The sequence below is a fragment of the Sphingomonas sp. SRS2 genome (assembly GCF_000971055.1).
Taxonomy (GTDB): Bacteria; Pseudomonadota; Alphaproteobacteria; order Sphingomonadales; family Sphingomonadaceae; genus Rhizorhabdus.
Window position 1 is genome coordinate 1 of record NZ_LARW01000057.1, and the last position, 15,998, is coordinate 15,998.

The 15,998-nt window shown below is 62.4% G+C and carries 13 protein-coding genes; 6 read left to right on the top strand and 7 right to left on the bottom strand.

From position 1 onward, the window contains the following. Positions 1-69: 69 nt before the first annotated feature. Genes WP12_RS04400 through WP12_RS04420 form a run of 5 tightly spaced genes read left to right on the top strand, consistent with a single transcriptional unit; the run spans position 70 to position 6,176 of the window. Entirely contained in the window at positions 70-1,179 is a 1,110-nt protein-coding gene (locus WP12_RS04400) for a zinc-binding dehydrogenase (RefSeq protein WP_046192553.1), read from the top strand. A gap of 36 nt (positions 1,180-1,215) precedes the next feature. Beyond that, positions 1,216-2,832: a long-chain fatty acid--CoA ligase gene (locus WP12_RS04405; RefSeq protein ID WP_046192554.1), complete on the top strand. Its 1,617-nt coding sequence runs from the start codon at positions 1,216-1,218 to the stop codon at positions 2,830-2,832. After that, positions 2,829-3,866 (top strand): CaiB/BaiF CoA transferase family protein, encoded by a 1,038-nt coding sequence (locus WP12_RS04410; protein WP_046192555.1) that lies wholly within the window; start codon positions 2,829-2,831, stop codon positions 3,864-3,866. Before WP12_RS04405 ends, WP12_RS04410 begins: the two co-directional genes overlap by 4 nt. Before the next feature lie 49 nt (positions 3,867-3,915). Then, positions 3,916-5,157 carry an amidohydrolase family protein gene (locus WP12_RS04415; protein ID WP_046192607.1) on the top strand — a complete coding sequence of 414 codons (1,242 nt, stop codon included), beginning with the start codon at positions 3,916-3,918 and terminating at the stop codon, positions 5,155-5,157. Positions 5,158-5,165: 8 nt separating this feature from the next. Next, positions 5,166-6,176: a CobW family GTP-binding protein gene (locus WP12_RS04420; RefSeq protein ID WP_046192556.1), complete on the top strand. Its 1,011-nt coding sequence runs from the start codon at positions 5,166-5,168 to the stop codon at positions 6,174-6,176. A gap of 67 nt (positions 6,177-6,243) precedes the next feature. Here the strand turns inward: WP12_RS04420 and WP12_RS04425 are convergent, their stop codons facing one another. The 5 genes from WP12_RS04425 to WP12_RS04445 all read right to left on the bottom strand — a co-directional run bounded on the left by WP12_RS04425 (position 6,244) and on the right by WP12_RS04445 (position 12,899). Beyond that, positions 6,244-7,125 (bottom strand): SMP-30/gluconolactonase/LRE family protein, encoded by an 882-nt coding sequence (locus WP12_RS04425; RefSeq protein WP_046192557.1) that lies wholly within the window; start codon positions 7,123-7,125, stop codon positions 6,244-6,246. A gap of 11 nt (positions 7,126-7,136) precedes the next feature. Beyond that, complete coding sequence (locus WP12_RS04430) at positions 7,137-7,658, bottom strand: cupin domain-containing protein (protein WP_152663889.1); 522 nt, start codon at positions 7,656-7,658, stop codon at positions 7,137-7,139. A 46-nt stretch (positions 7,659-7,704) separates the two neighbouring features. Beyond that, a complete protein-coding gene (fahA, locus tag WP12_RS04435) occupies positions 7,705-9,015 on the bottom strand; it encodes a fumarylacetoacetase (RefSeq protein ID WP_046192558.1) in 1,311 nt (436 codons plus the stop codon). Positions 9,016-9,097: 82 nt separating this feature from the next. Beyond that, the gene (locus WP12_RS04440; RefSeq protein WP_160299149.1) at positions 9,098-11,386 is read right to left on the bottom strand and encodes a TonB-dependent receptor; all 2,289 of its coding nucleotides are present in this window, start codon (positions 11,384-11,386) and stop codon (positions 9,098-9,100) included. Between the two features lie 193 nt (positions 11,387-11,579). Further along, positions 11,580-12,899: an MFS transporter gene (locus WP12_RS04445; RefSeq protein ID WP_052730211.1), complete on the bottom strand. Its 1,320-nt coding sequence runs from the start codon at positions 12,897-12,899 to the stop codon at positions 11,580-11,582. 279 nt (positions 12,900-13,178) lie between these two features. On the opposite strand from WP12_RS04445, the gene WP12_RS04450 reads away from it, so the two are divergent. Further along, positions 13,179-13,769, top strand: coding sequence for a glutathione S-transferase family protein (locus tag WP12_RS04450; protein WP_046192560.1), 591 nt, complete (start codon positions 13,179-13,181; stop codon positions 13,767-13,769). 164 nt (positions 13,770-13,933) lie between these two features. Here WP12_RS04450 and WP12_RS04455 read toward each other — a convergent pair whose 3' ends face one another. Beyond that, a complete protein-coding gene (locus WP12_RS04455) occupies positions 13,934-14,626 on the bottom strand; it encodes a GntR family transcriptional regulator (RefSeq protein ID WP_046192561.1) in 693 nt (230 codons plus the stop codon). Positions 14,627-14,717: 91 nt separating this feature from the next. Next, positions 14,718-15,767, bottom strand: a complete 1,050-nt coding sequence (locus WP12_RS04460; protein ID WP_046192562.1) for an aromatic ring-hydroxylating dioxygenase subunit alpha — start codon at positions 15,765-15,767, stop codon at positions 14,718-14,720. Positions 15,768-15,998 lie beyond the last annotated feature (231 nt).

Below are 15,998 nucleotides of genomic sequence, written 5' to 3' on the forward strand. Positions count from 1 at the left end.
CTAAATATCGTTATATATACGAAAACTTGTTTTACATATAACAAATGAGCGGACGAGGGATTTTAGGCCATGTTCACCGGTAGTGAATTGAGGACGCGCATCGGCAGTGACGGGCAGCTGACGCTGTCGATCGAACAGGTCGAGATCAGCGCGCCGGTGGAAGACGAGCTGGTCATCCGCGTCGAGGCGGCTCCAATCAATCCTACCGATCTGGGTCTTCTTCTCGGCCCGGCCGACTTCTCGTCGATGGCGGCGCAGGGGTCGACACTGACCTTCACCGTGCCGCACGACCGGCTGGCGGGGGTCAAGGGCCGGCTCGGCCTGTCGCTGCCGGTTGGTCTGGAAGGCGCCGGCACGGTCGTCGCCGCCGGGCCGCAGGCAAAGGCGCTCGAAGGACGGGTCGTCACGACGATGGGGCGCGGCATGTTCACGCAATATCGCAAACTGCGCGCCAACGATGTCGTCACGCTGCCCGAGGGCATGAGCGCGGCCGAGGGTGCATCGATCGTCAACCCGTTGACCGCGCTCGCCATAATGGAGACGGCGAAGCGCGAGGGACACCGCGCGATCGTGCACAACGCCGCCGCCTCGAATGTCGGCCAGATGCTGAACAAGATCTGTGCCGCCGATGGCGTGCCGCTGGTCAATATCGTGCGGTCACAGGAGCAGGTCGACATCTTGCGCCGCATAGGCGCGGTTCATGCGATCAACAGCTCGGATGCGGACTTTCTCGACCAGCTCGACGCGGCGCTGGCGGAAACGGATGCCACAATCGCCTTCGACGCGATCGGCGGCGGCGCGATGGGCAGTCAGATGCTCGAAGCCATGGAACGTGTGGCGGTCGCGAAGATGACGCAATATGTCCGGACCGGTTCGGATGTCTTCAAACAACTCTATGTCTACGGTGCGCTCGATTTCTCGACCACCGTGCTGAACCGGCCCGCGGTCGGCTATTATTGGGGCATGGGCGGCTGGATCGTTTTCCAGGTCCTCCGCGACATCGGCCCCGAGGGCGTCGATCGCCTCACGCAACGCATGATAGACGAATTCAAGACGACGTTCGCCATCGACTATACGCGCGTGATTGGTCTTGCCGAGGCGCTGCAGCCCGACGTGCTGCGCGCCTGTGAGCGAAAGGCGACAGGCGAGAAGTTCCTGATCGACCCGAGCCGCGGCTGACACCGGACGTAAAGGGAGGAAGCCGTGCGAGGACTGATGCAGACGTCGCCGCTGATGATCAGCGGCATCCTGCGCCATGCGGAAGTGGCGCACCCGGACCGCGAAATCATATCGCGCCTGACCGATGGCAGCATCTGGCGATATGATTACGCCGCATTCGCGGAGCGCGTGCGGCGCTGCGCGAACATGTTGCGGACGATGGGCGTGGGGCCGGGCGATCGCGTAACCTCGCTCGCCTGGAACACCCATCATCATATGGAGCTGTTCTTCGCTGTGCCCGGCATCGGCGCGGTGCTGCATACGGCCAACCCCCGCCTATCCGACGATCAGATCGTCTACACCATCGCGCACGCCGCCAGCCGGGTCTTCTTCTACGATCCGAATCTGGCGCCGCTTGTGGAACGGTTGCGACCGCGGCTGGAGGAGGTCCGGGCCTTCATCCCGCTGGACGCGGACGATGGAAAGGATGCGGCCCGCAGCCGCGCCGCTGCTTATGAGCAATTGCTGGCTGCCGCATCGCCCCAGCTCGACTGGCCGCAGTTCGACGAGAATGAGGCGGCGTTCCTCTGCTACACCTCCGGAACGACCGGGAATCCCAAAGGCGTCCTCTACTCGCATCGCTCGGTCGTGCTGCATGCCATCACGGCGGGATTGAGCAGCGCGCTCGGCTTCAGCGCGTTCGACTGCATCATGCCGTGCCAGTCGCTATATCACGCGACCGCCTGGGGCCTGCCCTTCGTCGCCGCGATCAACGGCTGCAAGATCGCGCTGCCCGCCGATCGGTTCGACGGGGCCAGCCTGCAACAGCTAATCCAGGATGAAGGCGTTACCTTTTCCGGTGGCGTTCCGACGATCTGGACCATGTACCTCGATCATCTCCAACGGACCGGGGAAACGACGGGCTCGCTGCGCCAGATCGTCATCGGCGGATCGGCGGTGCCTCGTGCGATGGCCGAGACATTCCAGAATTACGGCGTCCAGGTCCGCCAGATCTGGGGCATGACCGAGATGAGCCCGCTCGGTGTGCTGTCCACCCCGACGCCAAAGCTCGCCGAAGCGGGCTCCGACATCTGCGACGACGTCATCTGGACGCGGCAGGGCCGTCGCCAGTTCGGCGTCGAACTGAAGATCGTCGATGATAAGGGCCTCGAACTGCCGAGCGACGGGCAAAGTCCCGGATCGGTAATGGTTCGCGGCCCGTGGATCATCGAACGCTATTATCGCAGCGAGGCGAGCGCGCTGGACGCGGATGGCTGGTTCGATACCGGCGACATCGCGACGATCGACCAATATGGATTTATGCGCATCACCGACCGCAGCAAGGATGTCATAAAATCCGGCGGCGAATGGGTAAGCTCGATCGATGTCGAGAATGTCGCCGTCGCCTGTTCCGGGGTCAGGTTCGCAGCAGTGGTCGGCGTCTATCATCCCAAATGGGAAGAACGGCCCATCCTCATCGTCGAAACCCATGACGGCGCGACAGTGACCATCGAAGCGATGCTCGCGCACCTCCAACCGCACATGCCGCGCTGGTGGCTACCGGATGCGGTGATCTTCGAGAATATTCCGATGACTGCCACCGGAAAGATCGACAAGAAGACCCTGCGCGAACGCCATGCCCGGTGCCTCGCGCAGGAGGACACTGGCGCATGACCGACACGGCACCTGAACAATCGCCACTACCACTGGCCGGCATCAAGATAGTCGAGTTCGCGGGTATTGGCCCGGGTCCCCATGCGGCGATGATGCTGGCGGACATGGGCGCGACCGTCGTCCGCATCGACCGGGCGGGCGGCAATGGCTGGCCGAACCCCGTGGCGGATCGCGGCCGCACCGTCATCGAACTCGATCTGAGGGACGCGGAAGGCAAGCAACGGTGCCTCAGCCTGATCGATTCGGCCGACATAGTGATCGAGGGGTACCGTCCGGGCGTGATGGAGCGCCTCGGCTTCGGCCCCGACGCGCTGGCCGTGCGCAATCCCGGCCTGATCTATGGCCGCATGACCGGCTGGGGCCAGGACGGACCGCTCGCCAAGGCTGCGGGCCACGACATCAACTATATCGCACTGACCGGCGCACTCGCCGCGCTTGGCGATGACGAAGCGCCTCCCCGTCCGCCGCTCAACCTGGTGGGCGATTTCGGCGGCGGTTCGACCTTCCTCGTCATGGGCATCCTTGCGGCGCTGTTCGATCGTACGCGATCAGGCAAGGGCCGGGTGGTCGACGCGGCGATCGTCGATGGGGTGGCGGCGAGCATGACGTTCTTCGCCGGCCTGCTCCCATCGGGCGCGATATCGCTCGACCGCCGGAAGAATCTGCTCGGCGGCGCGGCGCCCTTCTATCGTTGCTATCGCTGCGCAGATGGCCGCGACATTTCAATTGGGCCGATCGAGCCGCAATTTTATCGCGAGCTCATCACCCGCATCGGCGCGCCGGTCGCGTTGCTCGATCGCCAGAACGACATGGCATGTTGGGAAGCGGACTCCGGCATTCTCGCCGGGATATTCGCGGCGAAGACCCAGGACGAATGGTGCGCGCTGCTTGAAGGAAGCGACGCCTGCTTCGCCCCCGTGCTGACGCTCGTCGAGGCGGCTGCACATCCGCACAATGTGGCGCGGGCGCAATATGCCACGCGCGACGGCGTGTTGCATGCCGCGCCAGCGCCGCGATTCACGCCGCTGACCTGAGGCTGCCCGTCGCAGGCGGCATTCCACTGTCCTACGAGAGGAAGAGATGATGGACCGTTTGGAAGCCGATGCGCCGCCGCCCGCCGACCATGATCTCCCCTATGACGTCGTCATCCGCAATGCGCGCGTTTTTGACGGAAGGGCCGAACTGCCCGGCCCGCGCAATGTAGGGATACGCGGTCATGCGATTGCCGCCGTTTCAGAGACGCCGCTGCAGGGGCGGATCGAAATCGACGGCGACGGCGGGTGGCTGATGCCGGGCCTGATCGATACACATATCCATCTTCTCGACTTTTCGGTCGTTACCGACCCGGATTCGCTGAGCGACTATGTCGACAATGTCATTCCGCTCACGCTCGACCGCTTTTTGCAAAATGGCATAACCTCAGTAAAATCGGTGGGGGATCCGACCACCGAAATCCTCGCGTTGCGCGCCAGGTTGTCGGCGGGATCGCTCCGTGGCCCCCGGCTGTTCGTGACGGGTTCTTCGATCACGGGCCGGGACGGCCACCCGGTATCGACCGTGTTCGGCGGCAACCGATGGTATGCGGCGCGCGCGGTCGGTGAGGTCGACAGCGCGCAGATGATGCGGGATCTGGTCCATCATCTGGCCGATCAACGGGTCGATGCGATCAAGCTGGTGTCCGAAGGGGCATGCTGCATTCCCGGATCGCCGCAATATGTGTGGCAAAACCCGGTATTTCCTGCCGCAGTCGAGCTTGTCCGCCTGCCCCGGCAGATCCTGCGCGCCGGGATCGAAGCTGCGCATGAGCGCAGGCTGCGCGTGACAGTCCATACGGTGCAGCAGGATGCAGCGATCGAAGCGGTTGAGGCCGGCGCCGACGGACTCGAGCATGGGATCACGGTCGAGCCGATCACTGATCCCCGGCTTCTGGACATGATCCGCGACCGCGGGGTCGTCTACACCCCGACCTTGTGGATTAAGGGCGAGATGCATCCCACCTCGATCCCGAACACCAGGGTGGTCATGGACGCCGGAGTCCGGATTGCCTGCGGCAGCGACAGCTTTCCGGGGCGCGGCGCCTTCGGGGAGAATACGATCGAGGAAGCCGAACTGCTCGTTGCCGCCGGCATGTCCACCAGTCAGGTGCTGGTTGCGGCGACCAGCGAGGCCGCCAGGCATCTCGACCGCTCGGATATCGGCACGCTCGCGCCGGGGAAAAGCGCGGACATGATCCTTCTGGCCGGCAATCCCGTTGAGGATATCAGCAACCTGCGCAAACTAAGGCTGACGATCTTGAACGGCGAGATCGTGGTCGACAGGCGATAGGTTCAGCTATGTCCGGACCATCGCCCATATCCGTGACCGTGCTGACGGGTTTTCTCGGCGCCGGAAAAACGACGCTGTTGAACCGAATCCTGCAGGGAGACCACGGTCGGCGCTATGCAGTCATCGTCAACGAGTTCGGCGAAATCGGCATCGACGGCGAGCTCATATTGAGCTCGAAGGACGACGTGGTGATGCTCAGCAATGGGTGCCTGTGCTGCAAGGTCCGCGGCGATCTTCTGGCCACTCTGAAGTCTCTTCTCGCAGGCGGCGAACATTTTGACGGCATCCTGATCGAGACGACCGGGCTGGCTGACCCCGGCCCCGTCGCCCAGACCTTCTTCATGGATCCGGCGATCACCGCCCGGACACGGCTGGATGCAATCGTGACGGTTGCCGACGCGCGCCATGTCTCGGCATGTCTCGCGGATTTTCCAGAGGCGGCGGCGCAGATCGCGGCGGCGAACATCGTCGTGCTGAACAAGGCCGACCTCGCTACGGCCAGCGATCTCGACCGGGTCGAAGACGACATCCGCTCACTCAACGGGTTCGCGACGATCCTTCGCTGCGTGCTGGGAGAGGTGCCGCTGTCCGCGCTGCTCGATCGCAACGCGCTCAATCTTCGCCATGTCGCCGAAAACGTCCCGGCATTCGAGGCCGGCCATCATCGTCATGCGGAGATCGAGAGCGTGAGCCTTCAGTCGAACCGGCCGCTCGACATGGACCGCTTCCTTCGCTGGATCGACAGCCTGCTCGCCATGAGCGGCGACGATATCATCCGAGTGAAGGGCATCCTCGATTTCGAAGGGCAGCGCCGCCGCTTCGTTCTGCAAGCCGTCCACCGGATCATGAATGGCGACTTTCTGGACGAATGGAGCACCGGCCCACGGCTCTCGAAACTGGTCATCATTGGCCGCAAGCTCGACCGGGATCGCCTTCACCGGAATTTCCAGGGATGTCGGGCCGGCGCTCACCACGGCCCGGCGGCGGGCCGCAGCCCGGACCTGCTGCACGCCGCCTAGCACTTGTCGCTCCGGGCGTCCGGCCTGATGGTTGGGACGGGATGACGCCCCATCCCGCTGCGAACACTCAGCCTGCCGGGATGTCCTTGATATCCAGCGCGATCAGCTTCGAGTTGATCGGGTTCTGGTTGACGTGATTCAGGTCGTGCGACGCCGCCAGGCACACCGCCAGAATATCGCCATTGTCGCCGCCCATCACGCAGGAGTAAGCGGCCATCCCGTCGGGAACGGCGTAGCGCTTGATGATCTTTCCACCCGGAGCGACCAGGACGACCTTACGCCCAAACGGATCGGAAACCCAGATGCCGCCGTCAGGACCATTGGCGATACCGTCGGGGCCGAACGTCATGGCCGGAACGAACGCGGCAAGATCCGAACCCGCTATGGGCGGGCCGAAGACCGCCCATGTCGAACGCTCCGTCAGCGCACCATCGGCTTCGACCTTGAATGATGTCAGGCGCTGTCCGAAGGTCTCGGCAACGACGAGGGTCCTGCCGTCGTCGAGGAAGGCCATTCCGTTGGGAAAGAGCAACCCGTCCGCGACGATGTGGGTCGAGCCGTCCGGATCGACACGCAGGATCGCCCCCGGCGCGAAGGGCTCCCCGCCCTGGATGTTGAAGCCCATCGTACCGATGTAACAGCGGCCTGCCGCGTCGGTGATCATGTCATTCGGTATACCGCGACGCGCTTGCGAAAGATCCGCGACCTGCTCCGCGCCATCGACGCTGATCTTCAGAAGCTTGCTGTCGAGCATGGCTACCACGACCATCTCGCCTTCCGCGCCCCAGCCGATGCTGGAAATCGTGCCGTCATAGGTGAAGATCGTCTCGGCTTCGCCCCCCGGAGTTACCGCGATCACCTTGCCGCCAAAGCAATCGACCAGCCAGAAACGGCCGTCGCGCCACCACAATCCTTCGAGGAACTTCCAGCCTGCCGTCAGCGTCTGCATGTCCTGTGTTCCTAAGCTGAAGTCGGCATCGGGCTGATCTTGCCGTGGAGATTGCCCAGATCGTCACCCAGCAGCTTGCCGCCGGCGCTGACCGGATTTGCATCGATCAGCACGAACAGGAAGCGCACCGGGGCAGTCCCCCGCACGATCCATTTGTGATTGGTCCCGCGCTGAATGACCACGTCGCCGGTTTTCAGGCCACGGATCATTTCGCCATTATCAAGCTCCATGTCGCACTCGCCCGCCAGCATCACGGCATAGTCCAGGGTTTCGGTCCGATGCATGACACTGGCGCTGTGTGCGTCCGGCGCCATTTCGCCGATGCGCATAAGCACGCGCTGTCCCTTAGCGCCCGGCTCGCCGTTGTTGAAGGCGGTCTCGTCATTGTTGACCGGCAGTTCGCCGGTGCACCAGACCGTCATCGCCTGATAGCCCGGAAGCCGTTCCTGCGACTTCATGATCTCGTCGTTTCTGACGATCGCATTGCCATGCTCGTCATGCCCGGTGATGACCCGCCTAATCTCAAACGCCACGGCCTTCTCCTTCAATTATGATGTTCATGCCGCGCACGACTTGCGATCAGGGTGCGATCGCGGGCTCGATCCTGCCACTGCACATGCCGAAGCCGATCGATGCGAAGCCGGGCCGCTCGCACCGGCCGGTAAAGCTGACCTCGTCCCCATCTTCCAGGAAGATGCGCGCCTCTCCGTTGGGAAGGGTCAGCGGCGATTGCGCCATGCTGCACAATTCCAACATGCTGGCAAACATTTCGCGGGCGGGCCCCGAGGCGGTGCCCGAGCCGATCAGGTCGCCGGGGCACAGATTGGTGCCGCCGCAACTATGGTGCGCGATCATCTGCGCGAAGGTCCAATACAAGTAGCGTGCATCGGTGCCGACGATCTTGGCGGGCGCCGCGCCGGCCTGCCGCATGTTCGCGGTCGACAAATGGGCCTCCAGCCTGATGGCGAGGCCGCCATGCGCCTGATCGTCGTCATCGATCAGATAAGGCAGCGGCTGCGGCACGCCGGGGACGCGGTCCATTACAGGCGCGCGGAACGGGGCCATCGCATGCTGCGAGACGATCCATGGCGAGATGGTCGTGCTGAACCCCTTGCCGTTGAATGGGCCCAGCGGGGTGGTCTCCCAGAATTGAATATCCCGCGCCGACCAGTCGTTGAGCAGGCAGAAGCCCGCGATCCGGCTCTCCGCCTCGCCGATCGGCACCGGCGTTCCCAATGGATTTGCGCCGGCAACGAATATCCCCATTTCGATCTCGAAATCGAGCCAGCGGCTTGGGCCGAATTCCGCCCGCTTATCGGCCAGCCACTGGCCGAGCGGACGGCGAACCGCCTCGCCGCTGATCCGGACCGAAGACGACCGCCCATTATAGGCGAGCGGCATGCTGGTAAAACCGGGCGGGATCTGCGGGCTGCCATTCAGGAGCCGCATACATTCTTCGGCATGGTGGATGCCGACGAAGAAATCGGTGAAGCTGCGCAGGGAGGTTGGCAGGTGCATCCGCGCGTCGCTCATCGCGATCAGCGCATTCTCCGCAACACGCGCGCTTGTGGCGCTATCGCACCCTGCGTCGAGCAGATCGCCGACGATGGAGCGAAGCTGTCCGAGATGATCGAGGCCGGCACTGAGAAGCGGATCGAGATCGGGGCCGTCGACGAGCCCCGCCAGCTTCGCCGGCAGCAAGCCGGCTTTGGCAACCGCGCGAAGGTCCAGAATGGAATCGCCGATCGCGACGCCGGGCCGCCTATCCTCGCCGTCGCGGCTGAAGATGCCGAAAGGCAGGTTCTGGATAGGAAAATCGGTCGCGGACGTATTGGCGCTCTCCACCCAGCTCTTGCGGGACGCGTCGTGGGTGGCATCGATCGGAATCATTTTAGCAACTCATCATGTCGGAATGGTCCGTCGCGGTGCTGTGGGCAGGCGGCCTCATTGCGGCCGCCTGCCCTGGCACTGGTCAGAACTGATATCGGGCTTTGACGCCGTAGGTGCGCGGCGCGCCGGGAATGCCGAAGTCGTTGCCGCCCGAGCCGTCGCCACCGCCGCTATAATAATAGGAGCCGGTCAGATTGCGGCCAAAGGCTTGCAAGCTGAAGCCCGATCCGGTCGGCGTCCAGGTCAGCGATGCGTTGACGATGTGGAAGCCATTCTGGCGCAGGCGATTGTTCGGTTCCCAGAAAAAATGGGATTTATAGCCGTCGCTGGCGTTGAGATCGAACTGGCCGATCTCGGTGTCCAGCGTGTAACTTATACCCAGCGTGTAGGAGAATTTAGGCGCCTGCGGCAGGCGATTGCCGTCGAGCACGCATCCCGTCGTCACATAGCCGCCCACAACGCCACCCCCGATCGGCCGTGGAGCCGAACAGATGCCGCCGGGAAAATCGGCGTATTTGGCATCGAGATACGCGCCGGCAGCGGTCAGGGTCAGGCCGGACATCGGCGCCACGATGACATCGACGTCGATGCCTTTGATGTCCGCCTTTGCCGCGTTGTACAGCAGGGTGGTGCCGGTTGGCGCCGGCGGCGCGGTCGTGCGGAGCTGAATGTCCTTATAGATATAGTAGAAGGCCGAGGCGTTCACCTGCAGCACGCGGTCCGCGGTCCGCGACTTGAACCCGACTTCGAAGGCATCGAGAACTTCCGGCTTGGTCGCCGGATTGTTGAAGGCCAGGCTGCTGAAGCCGCCGGATTTGAAGCCGCGATTGAACGAGGCATAGGCATTGACGCTTTCAGCGAGATCCTGCGCGATGACGGCGCGGAATGTGAACTTGTTGAAGGTCTCGCTCGGATCAATGCCATTGGGGAAGCCGGGGAAGGGCTGGCCGGGAAAGGCCGTCGTGCCCGGCGTCGTCGCTGTGGACGGCGCCAGCGTCGCCACCGAATTGGGGAAACCGGCCAGCGGCGTGATCAGTCCGCTGACGGTCTTGCGGTCGCTCGTATAGCGCACGCCCAAGGTGAGCCGGGTCGTCGGCGTGATCGAATAGGTGCCGTCGGCATAGCCCGAAATCGACTTCGTGACCTGCCTGCCATCGGTGAACCTGGGCACCGGCGCGCCGGTGCAATTGGCTGCGACGCAGGTGCCCCAGACGCTGGCTTCGATGTCCGTCTTGTCGTGATAGTAGAAGGCGCCGAGAATCCAGGACAGCGCGGATTCATTGGTGGACGCGAGCTGCAGCTCCTGACTGTACGTTTTGGCCGTCTCATCCAGCCCGAAGTTCGTGGCGCTCTGTCCAGCGACGGTGTTGCCGACATTATAGGTCTGCACGAAGAAGGCTGGCGACGTATTGTAGATATAGCCGCTGATGCTGGTCAGCGTCGCGAAATCCAGATTATGCTCGACCTTGAGCGATGCGATCACCTGAGTCTGTTTGGCATAGGGATCGGTTCGCGTGTTGATCACATAGCGTCCGAGATTGGTCGTGCCATCGGCGCCAACCGAACCGCGATAGATCTGCCCGCCTACGCCCTGATTGCTGCTGGTCCGGTCGTAAAATCCGCGTAACGTGACGGTGGTGTCGGGGCCCGGCTGCCATTGCAGCTTACCCTGAACGCCGAAATCCTTGAACGTGTAGGCTTCGCTACCGGTGAAGGCATTGCGCCCCCAGCCATCCGCCTGATTCGTGTAGGTGACCGCGATGTTCGCGCCCAGCGTATCGCTGAGCGGGGTCGAGCCGTAGAAGTTGAGCTGCGTCGTATCGTAATTGCCGTAGCTGGCCGATGCATCGATCGTCGTCTTGCTTCCGGGATCCTTCGTGATCACATGGATCAGGCCGCCGGTAGTGTTCCGGCCGTAGAGCGTGCCCTGCGGACCCTTGAGCACTTCGATCCGCTCGATATTGTTGAAGGCGAACGCCGCGGCCGCTGAATTGGGCAGATAGAGACCATCGAGATAGGTCGCGACCGGCACTTCCGACGTATATCCGCCGGTATTCTGCCCGACGCCGCGCAGGAAGGCGTTGACGCCGACGATCGAGCGGTTCTGCACGAGACCCGGCGTAATCTGCGGCAGATCGGTCGTGCTCTGAATGCCAAGCTGGGTAAGCGTTTCATTATCGAAAGCCGCGATCGAAATCGGGACCTTCTGCAAATTCTCGGAACGGCGGTTCGCGGTGACGATGATATCGGCGACACCCACATCGTCAGCCTGGGCTTCAGCGGCGCCAGCCGGTAAGGTTTGCGCCATAGCGGTGCCGGACCATAGCCCGGCGATAAACAGGGACATTCCCAACGAACGAGTGATTTTCATTTTCATCCTCCCCTCCAGCTCTGGCGATGACTCGCCACCTCATTCTGAAGAAATCAACACATACAAAACTTGATAGAAGATTTACAATCTATTTTTGACTATAAAAATTAGCTATTTCGACATCAGCGACAGTGCGGCGCGCGGTGTGTCATTGCTAAAGCCAGCGGCCCCGGTTGCCCGGCGCATCGACCGATCAGCCCTTGAGGCCAGTCCCACGCGGCGAAAACGCAAGGATCAGGCTGGCGAGGATTGCCAGCGCCGCGAACGAAAGAGACACAAGATTCCGTTCGAATCCGTTAGCGAACATCCAGCCGGCAAGGAGCGGCGCGATCGAACTACTGATTCGGCCGACACCTAGCACGAGGCCGGTGCCCGAGGCGCGGACATGCTCCTTGAACGACATCGCTATCGTCGCATACAGCCCGGAAATGCTCGCATGGATGCAGAAGCCGCAACTTGCCGCGGCCAAGGTGAGCCAGCTCAGTTGCGCCGGGACGAAGCCGAACAGCGCGATGGCCACGCCCGCTGCGGCCAATGCGGCTATGGCGAGGCTTCTCAGGTTGATCCACTTGGCGGCAAATCCGAGGAGCAGGCCGCCGACGACGCCCGCGAGTTGGTTCATCGCCGCAAGAAAACTTGCGGCGGACGCGGGATAGCCCGCATCGACGATCATATTCGGCAGCCAGCTCCCCCAAAAATATCCCACCATCGCGAACAGCGCATTTACCGCCACCAGCATCGCCGTCACGCCGATCTGTCCCGGCGCGAACAGGTCGGTATAGCCCTGCCGGCCCCGCGAAACCGGGCCAAGCGACACGGAGACGGGCCCATGGCCGCAGCGCGCGAGAAATGCGCTCAACCTTTCAGCCGCGCGATGTTTCGCGGAGCTCATCAGAAATGACGGCGATTCGGGCAGCGCGATCAGAACCAGCGGCAATAATATCGCGGCGAGGATTGATTTGGCCGCGAAGATCGCGCGCCATCCGAGGTCGTCCATCAACATCGACGCGGCGAGACCCCCGAGCATCGCCCCCATGGGAAAAGCCATCGTCGTCACCGACACTGCGAAAGCCCGGCGGCGCATATTGGCGAATTCGGCCGCCAGCGGCGTACTAACGGCGATAAGCGTTCCGATCCCGAGCCCGGACACGACGCGGGAAGCCACCAGCGTGACCGTCGAACCCGCCAGGGTGCAGCCGATGCCGCCCGCCATCATCAGAAGCAAAGCACCCAGGATCGCCGCGCGCCGCCCAAAGGTGTCCGCGAGCGGGGCCAGCAGTAGGGAACCGATCGCCATGCCGATCAGGCCGCTTGAGAACACCGCGCCCAAAGCGGTCTTTCCGATATTCAGCGACTGGGAGATCAACGGTCCGGCAAAGCCGATCGATATCACGTCATAGCCGTCGAGCATCGATAGCGCGACGAGCACCGCCACTGCCTGGATCTGCAGGCGGCTCATCGGCGCCTCGTCGAGGAGCCGCCGTACGTCGCCCGCGTCCAGTTGGTCTTTCATTCGCATCCCTCCAGAGTGCCTCGCGCCTGCCGAGGATAAGGATCCAGGCCTTCAGGGCCATTGCCAATATTTTCTCGGCCGACACCGACGTCACGCGGATCAGGCATGCAATTATCGGGCGTACTCCGAATTCGATCGTTCGGTTTTGCTGCCCGATGGCTAAACTGAAGTCATTATTGCGTCAATTCGCAATTTCTCTGTTTTGAATATAAAAATCTTGAGGTAGATCGGTTCGGCAGGCTCCCTCTCGGCAGGCTGCGAATGAAGATGAGGTCGTCAATGAAGCTCGGTTACTCTCCGAACAGCCCCTATGTGCGTAAGGTCATGATATGCGCCATCCTGCGGGGGCTCGAACCCCGGATCGAGCGCTTTACCGAGCGGGGCGCGGCGCTTTTGCGCCACAATCCGCTCTCCAAAGTTCCAACCCTGGTGCTCGACGACGGTACCGCCTTGTTCGACAGTCCGGTGATCTGCGAATATCTCGATTCGATCGGCGATGCCCCGAAGCTGTTCCCTGATGACGTCAAGGCGCGCTGGACCGCGCTTCGTCGCCAGGCGCTGGGCGACGGAATCATGGATGCGTCCCAACCGCGGCGGCGGGAGGTAGCCTTGCCTCAGGATCAGGGACGCCAGGACTATATCATGGCTCAACAGGCTAAGGTTGAGGCCGCCATTGACCTGTTGGAAAGCGAAGCGGACAGCCTGAAGGATCTCGCCACGATCGGCGAGATCACGATCGGCTGCGCACTCGGCTATCTCGATTTCCGCTTTCCGCACGAGCCGTGGCGGCCGGACCATCCGAAACTCGAAGCTTGGTATGCCCGGGTGTCGGCCATGCCCGCGCTGGCGGTGACCGCTCCTACCGGCTGATCGGACAATGCAACACATGGGTGAGAAAAGCTGAGTGCCGGATCTTATATCCATTGCTCATTTTTATAGGGGGCGTGATCGGCATATTGAGCGGGGCCTGCGCCCCGGTTTACGGCCGCAGCGAAGGCGCTCCGTCGAAACGGTAATCAGATGCTATTCCGCGCTCAGGATTGCTGGATCGCCTGAACGATCCGACGGGTGGACTGGCTCAGGTGATCGACCATAGCCTCGACCAGCGCGTCGGGTTTGCGCGCGAGCGCGAGTTCCGCGAGCTTGTCATGCTCCGCGGCGAGGTGCCGCCTACCGGCGAGATGGGCGTAATAGGCCCTGAACCGCTGATGCTGCTCGTAAAGCTGCGCCCGCATCGCAAGCAGACGCGAATTGCCCGCTGCCGCCGCCAAGGCCTGATGAAAGGTGGCATGCGCCCCCAGGAACTCGACGGAAACCTCGCCCGTCTCGGCATAATGCTCTGACGTCACGCGCAATTTATACTGCGCGGCGACCAGGCCACTTTCCCATTCGAGACCGCCGCGCTCGACCGAGCGCCGGCAGGCGATCGATTCGATCTCACACCGAAGATCGGTCAGCTCCTGCAGGTCGGTGATGGAAACCGGCGTGACGGCGAAACCCCGCTGGTCGCGTATCTCGACAAGCTGCTCCGACACCAGACGAAACAGCGCCTCGCGCACCGCGCCCGGACTGATGCTCAGACTATGGGCCAGCTCATGAACCTTCAGCTTCTTGTGCGGCATGTGATGGCCGCACAGAATGTCCGTGCGGATCGCGTCATAAGCGAAGCTCGCCTGACTGCCCGTTCCGGGTTCATAGCGCTCATTGATCTTGGCCTCGGAAAGCATAGGCTCCTAGAAGTCCTCATGATAAGGGCGGCTGGACCGCAGCTGCTCGGTTAACGGATTAGACTGCCGCGGCGGGCTGACAAAGAACTTTTCAAGATGCGATCGAAAGCGGCTCGCCCCGGCCTTCGTTCTCGACCAGTTTTTTCATGACACGCCGGACCTGGACGCCGCCTTCGTCGATGCGCAGCAACAGCGGCTTCAACTCCCAAAATCCGCGCCCCCGCATCGCGGCGTGAACCTTCTCGATCATCGGCTTGTCTTCGGTCTGGAAAATCCGCTTGCGGGTATCGGCGATCATCTGATTGAGGGCGGCGTCTTCCTCGGCGAAATTACGCACCAGCGCGAAATAATAATGGGTGCTGTCCTTCGTTTCCGGCGTGAAGATATGCGCGGCGGAGGCGCGATGGCAGTCATCCCCCTGCTTGCCGTCATGGCGTATTTCCGCATCCAGTCGCATCGCCGCGGCCGGAATCCAGCGGACCCGCAGGGTGAGGTCCACAAGCTCCGGAAGGTTGGGGATCATGCGCGGATAGAAGGCGGGAGGCCGCGCATTGCGCGACTCCCATGAAACCTCCACCCACTCATCGGTGGTGGTGACATTGGGTTTGTTGAAGACGACGCCACCCTTGCCGAGGGTTTCGGCGTGGAGATAATCGGTGTGGCTGAGATCCATGATATTGTCGACATAGAGGTCGTACCCTCCGCCGCCCGAGAGGATTTCACCATGGCTCCTGGCGGAGGCGGGGGCGCTGTCGAGCCATGCGAAATCGGGGATCGATGCCGGGTCGCAGCGTTCAGCCTCGCCCATCCATATCCAGATGATGCCGTGGCGTTCGACCACCGGCCAGCTGCGCACCTTCGCGCCGCGGAGGACGGTCCCGTGGGGATTGGCGACGCAGGCTCCGGTACGATCGAAGCCCAGGCCATGATAGCCGCAGACGACTATCCCTTCGGCATTCACCTTGCCGGCGCTGAGCGGTGCGAAGCGGTGCGGACAACGATCTTCGACCGCGCCGATACCGCCCGACGGATCACGGAACAGCGCAACCGCCTCGTCGAGAATGGTGCGGCCGATCACCTCGCCCAAACCGACCCCGTCCGACCAGGACGCCATATACCAGCAGTTCCGCAAATAGCTCATCACGCACCCTCGCCGGCCATTCCTTTCACAATCTATATATCTAAATAGGGATAATGACTACAAAATTGTACATGGGTTCCAGTGGGCGAAAGCCGACACCGCTATAGGTCGATCGCCAATAAGCTGTGATCCGCCGTCGATTCGTCAAGCCGTACGTGTTGCTGCCAAGTACATGATCGCGAGTCACTTCGCCGAAGGCGAAATATCCCGGATTCAGTGTCTCAATTTGGG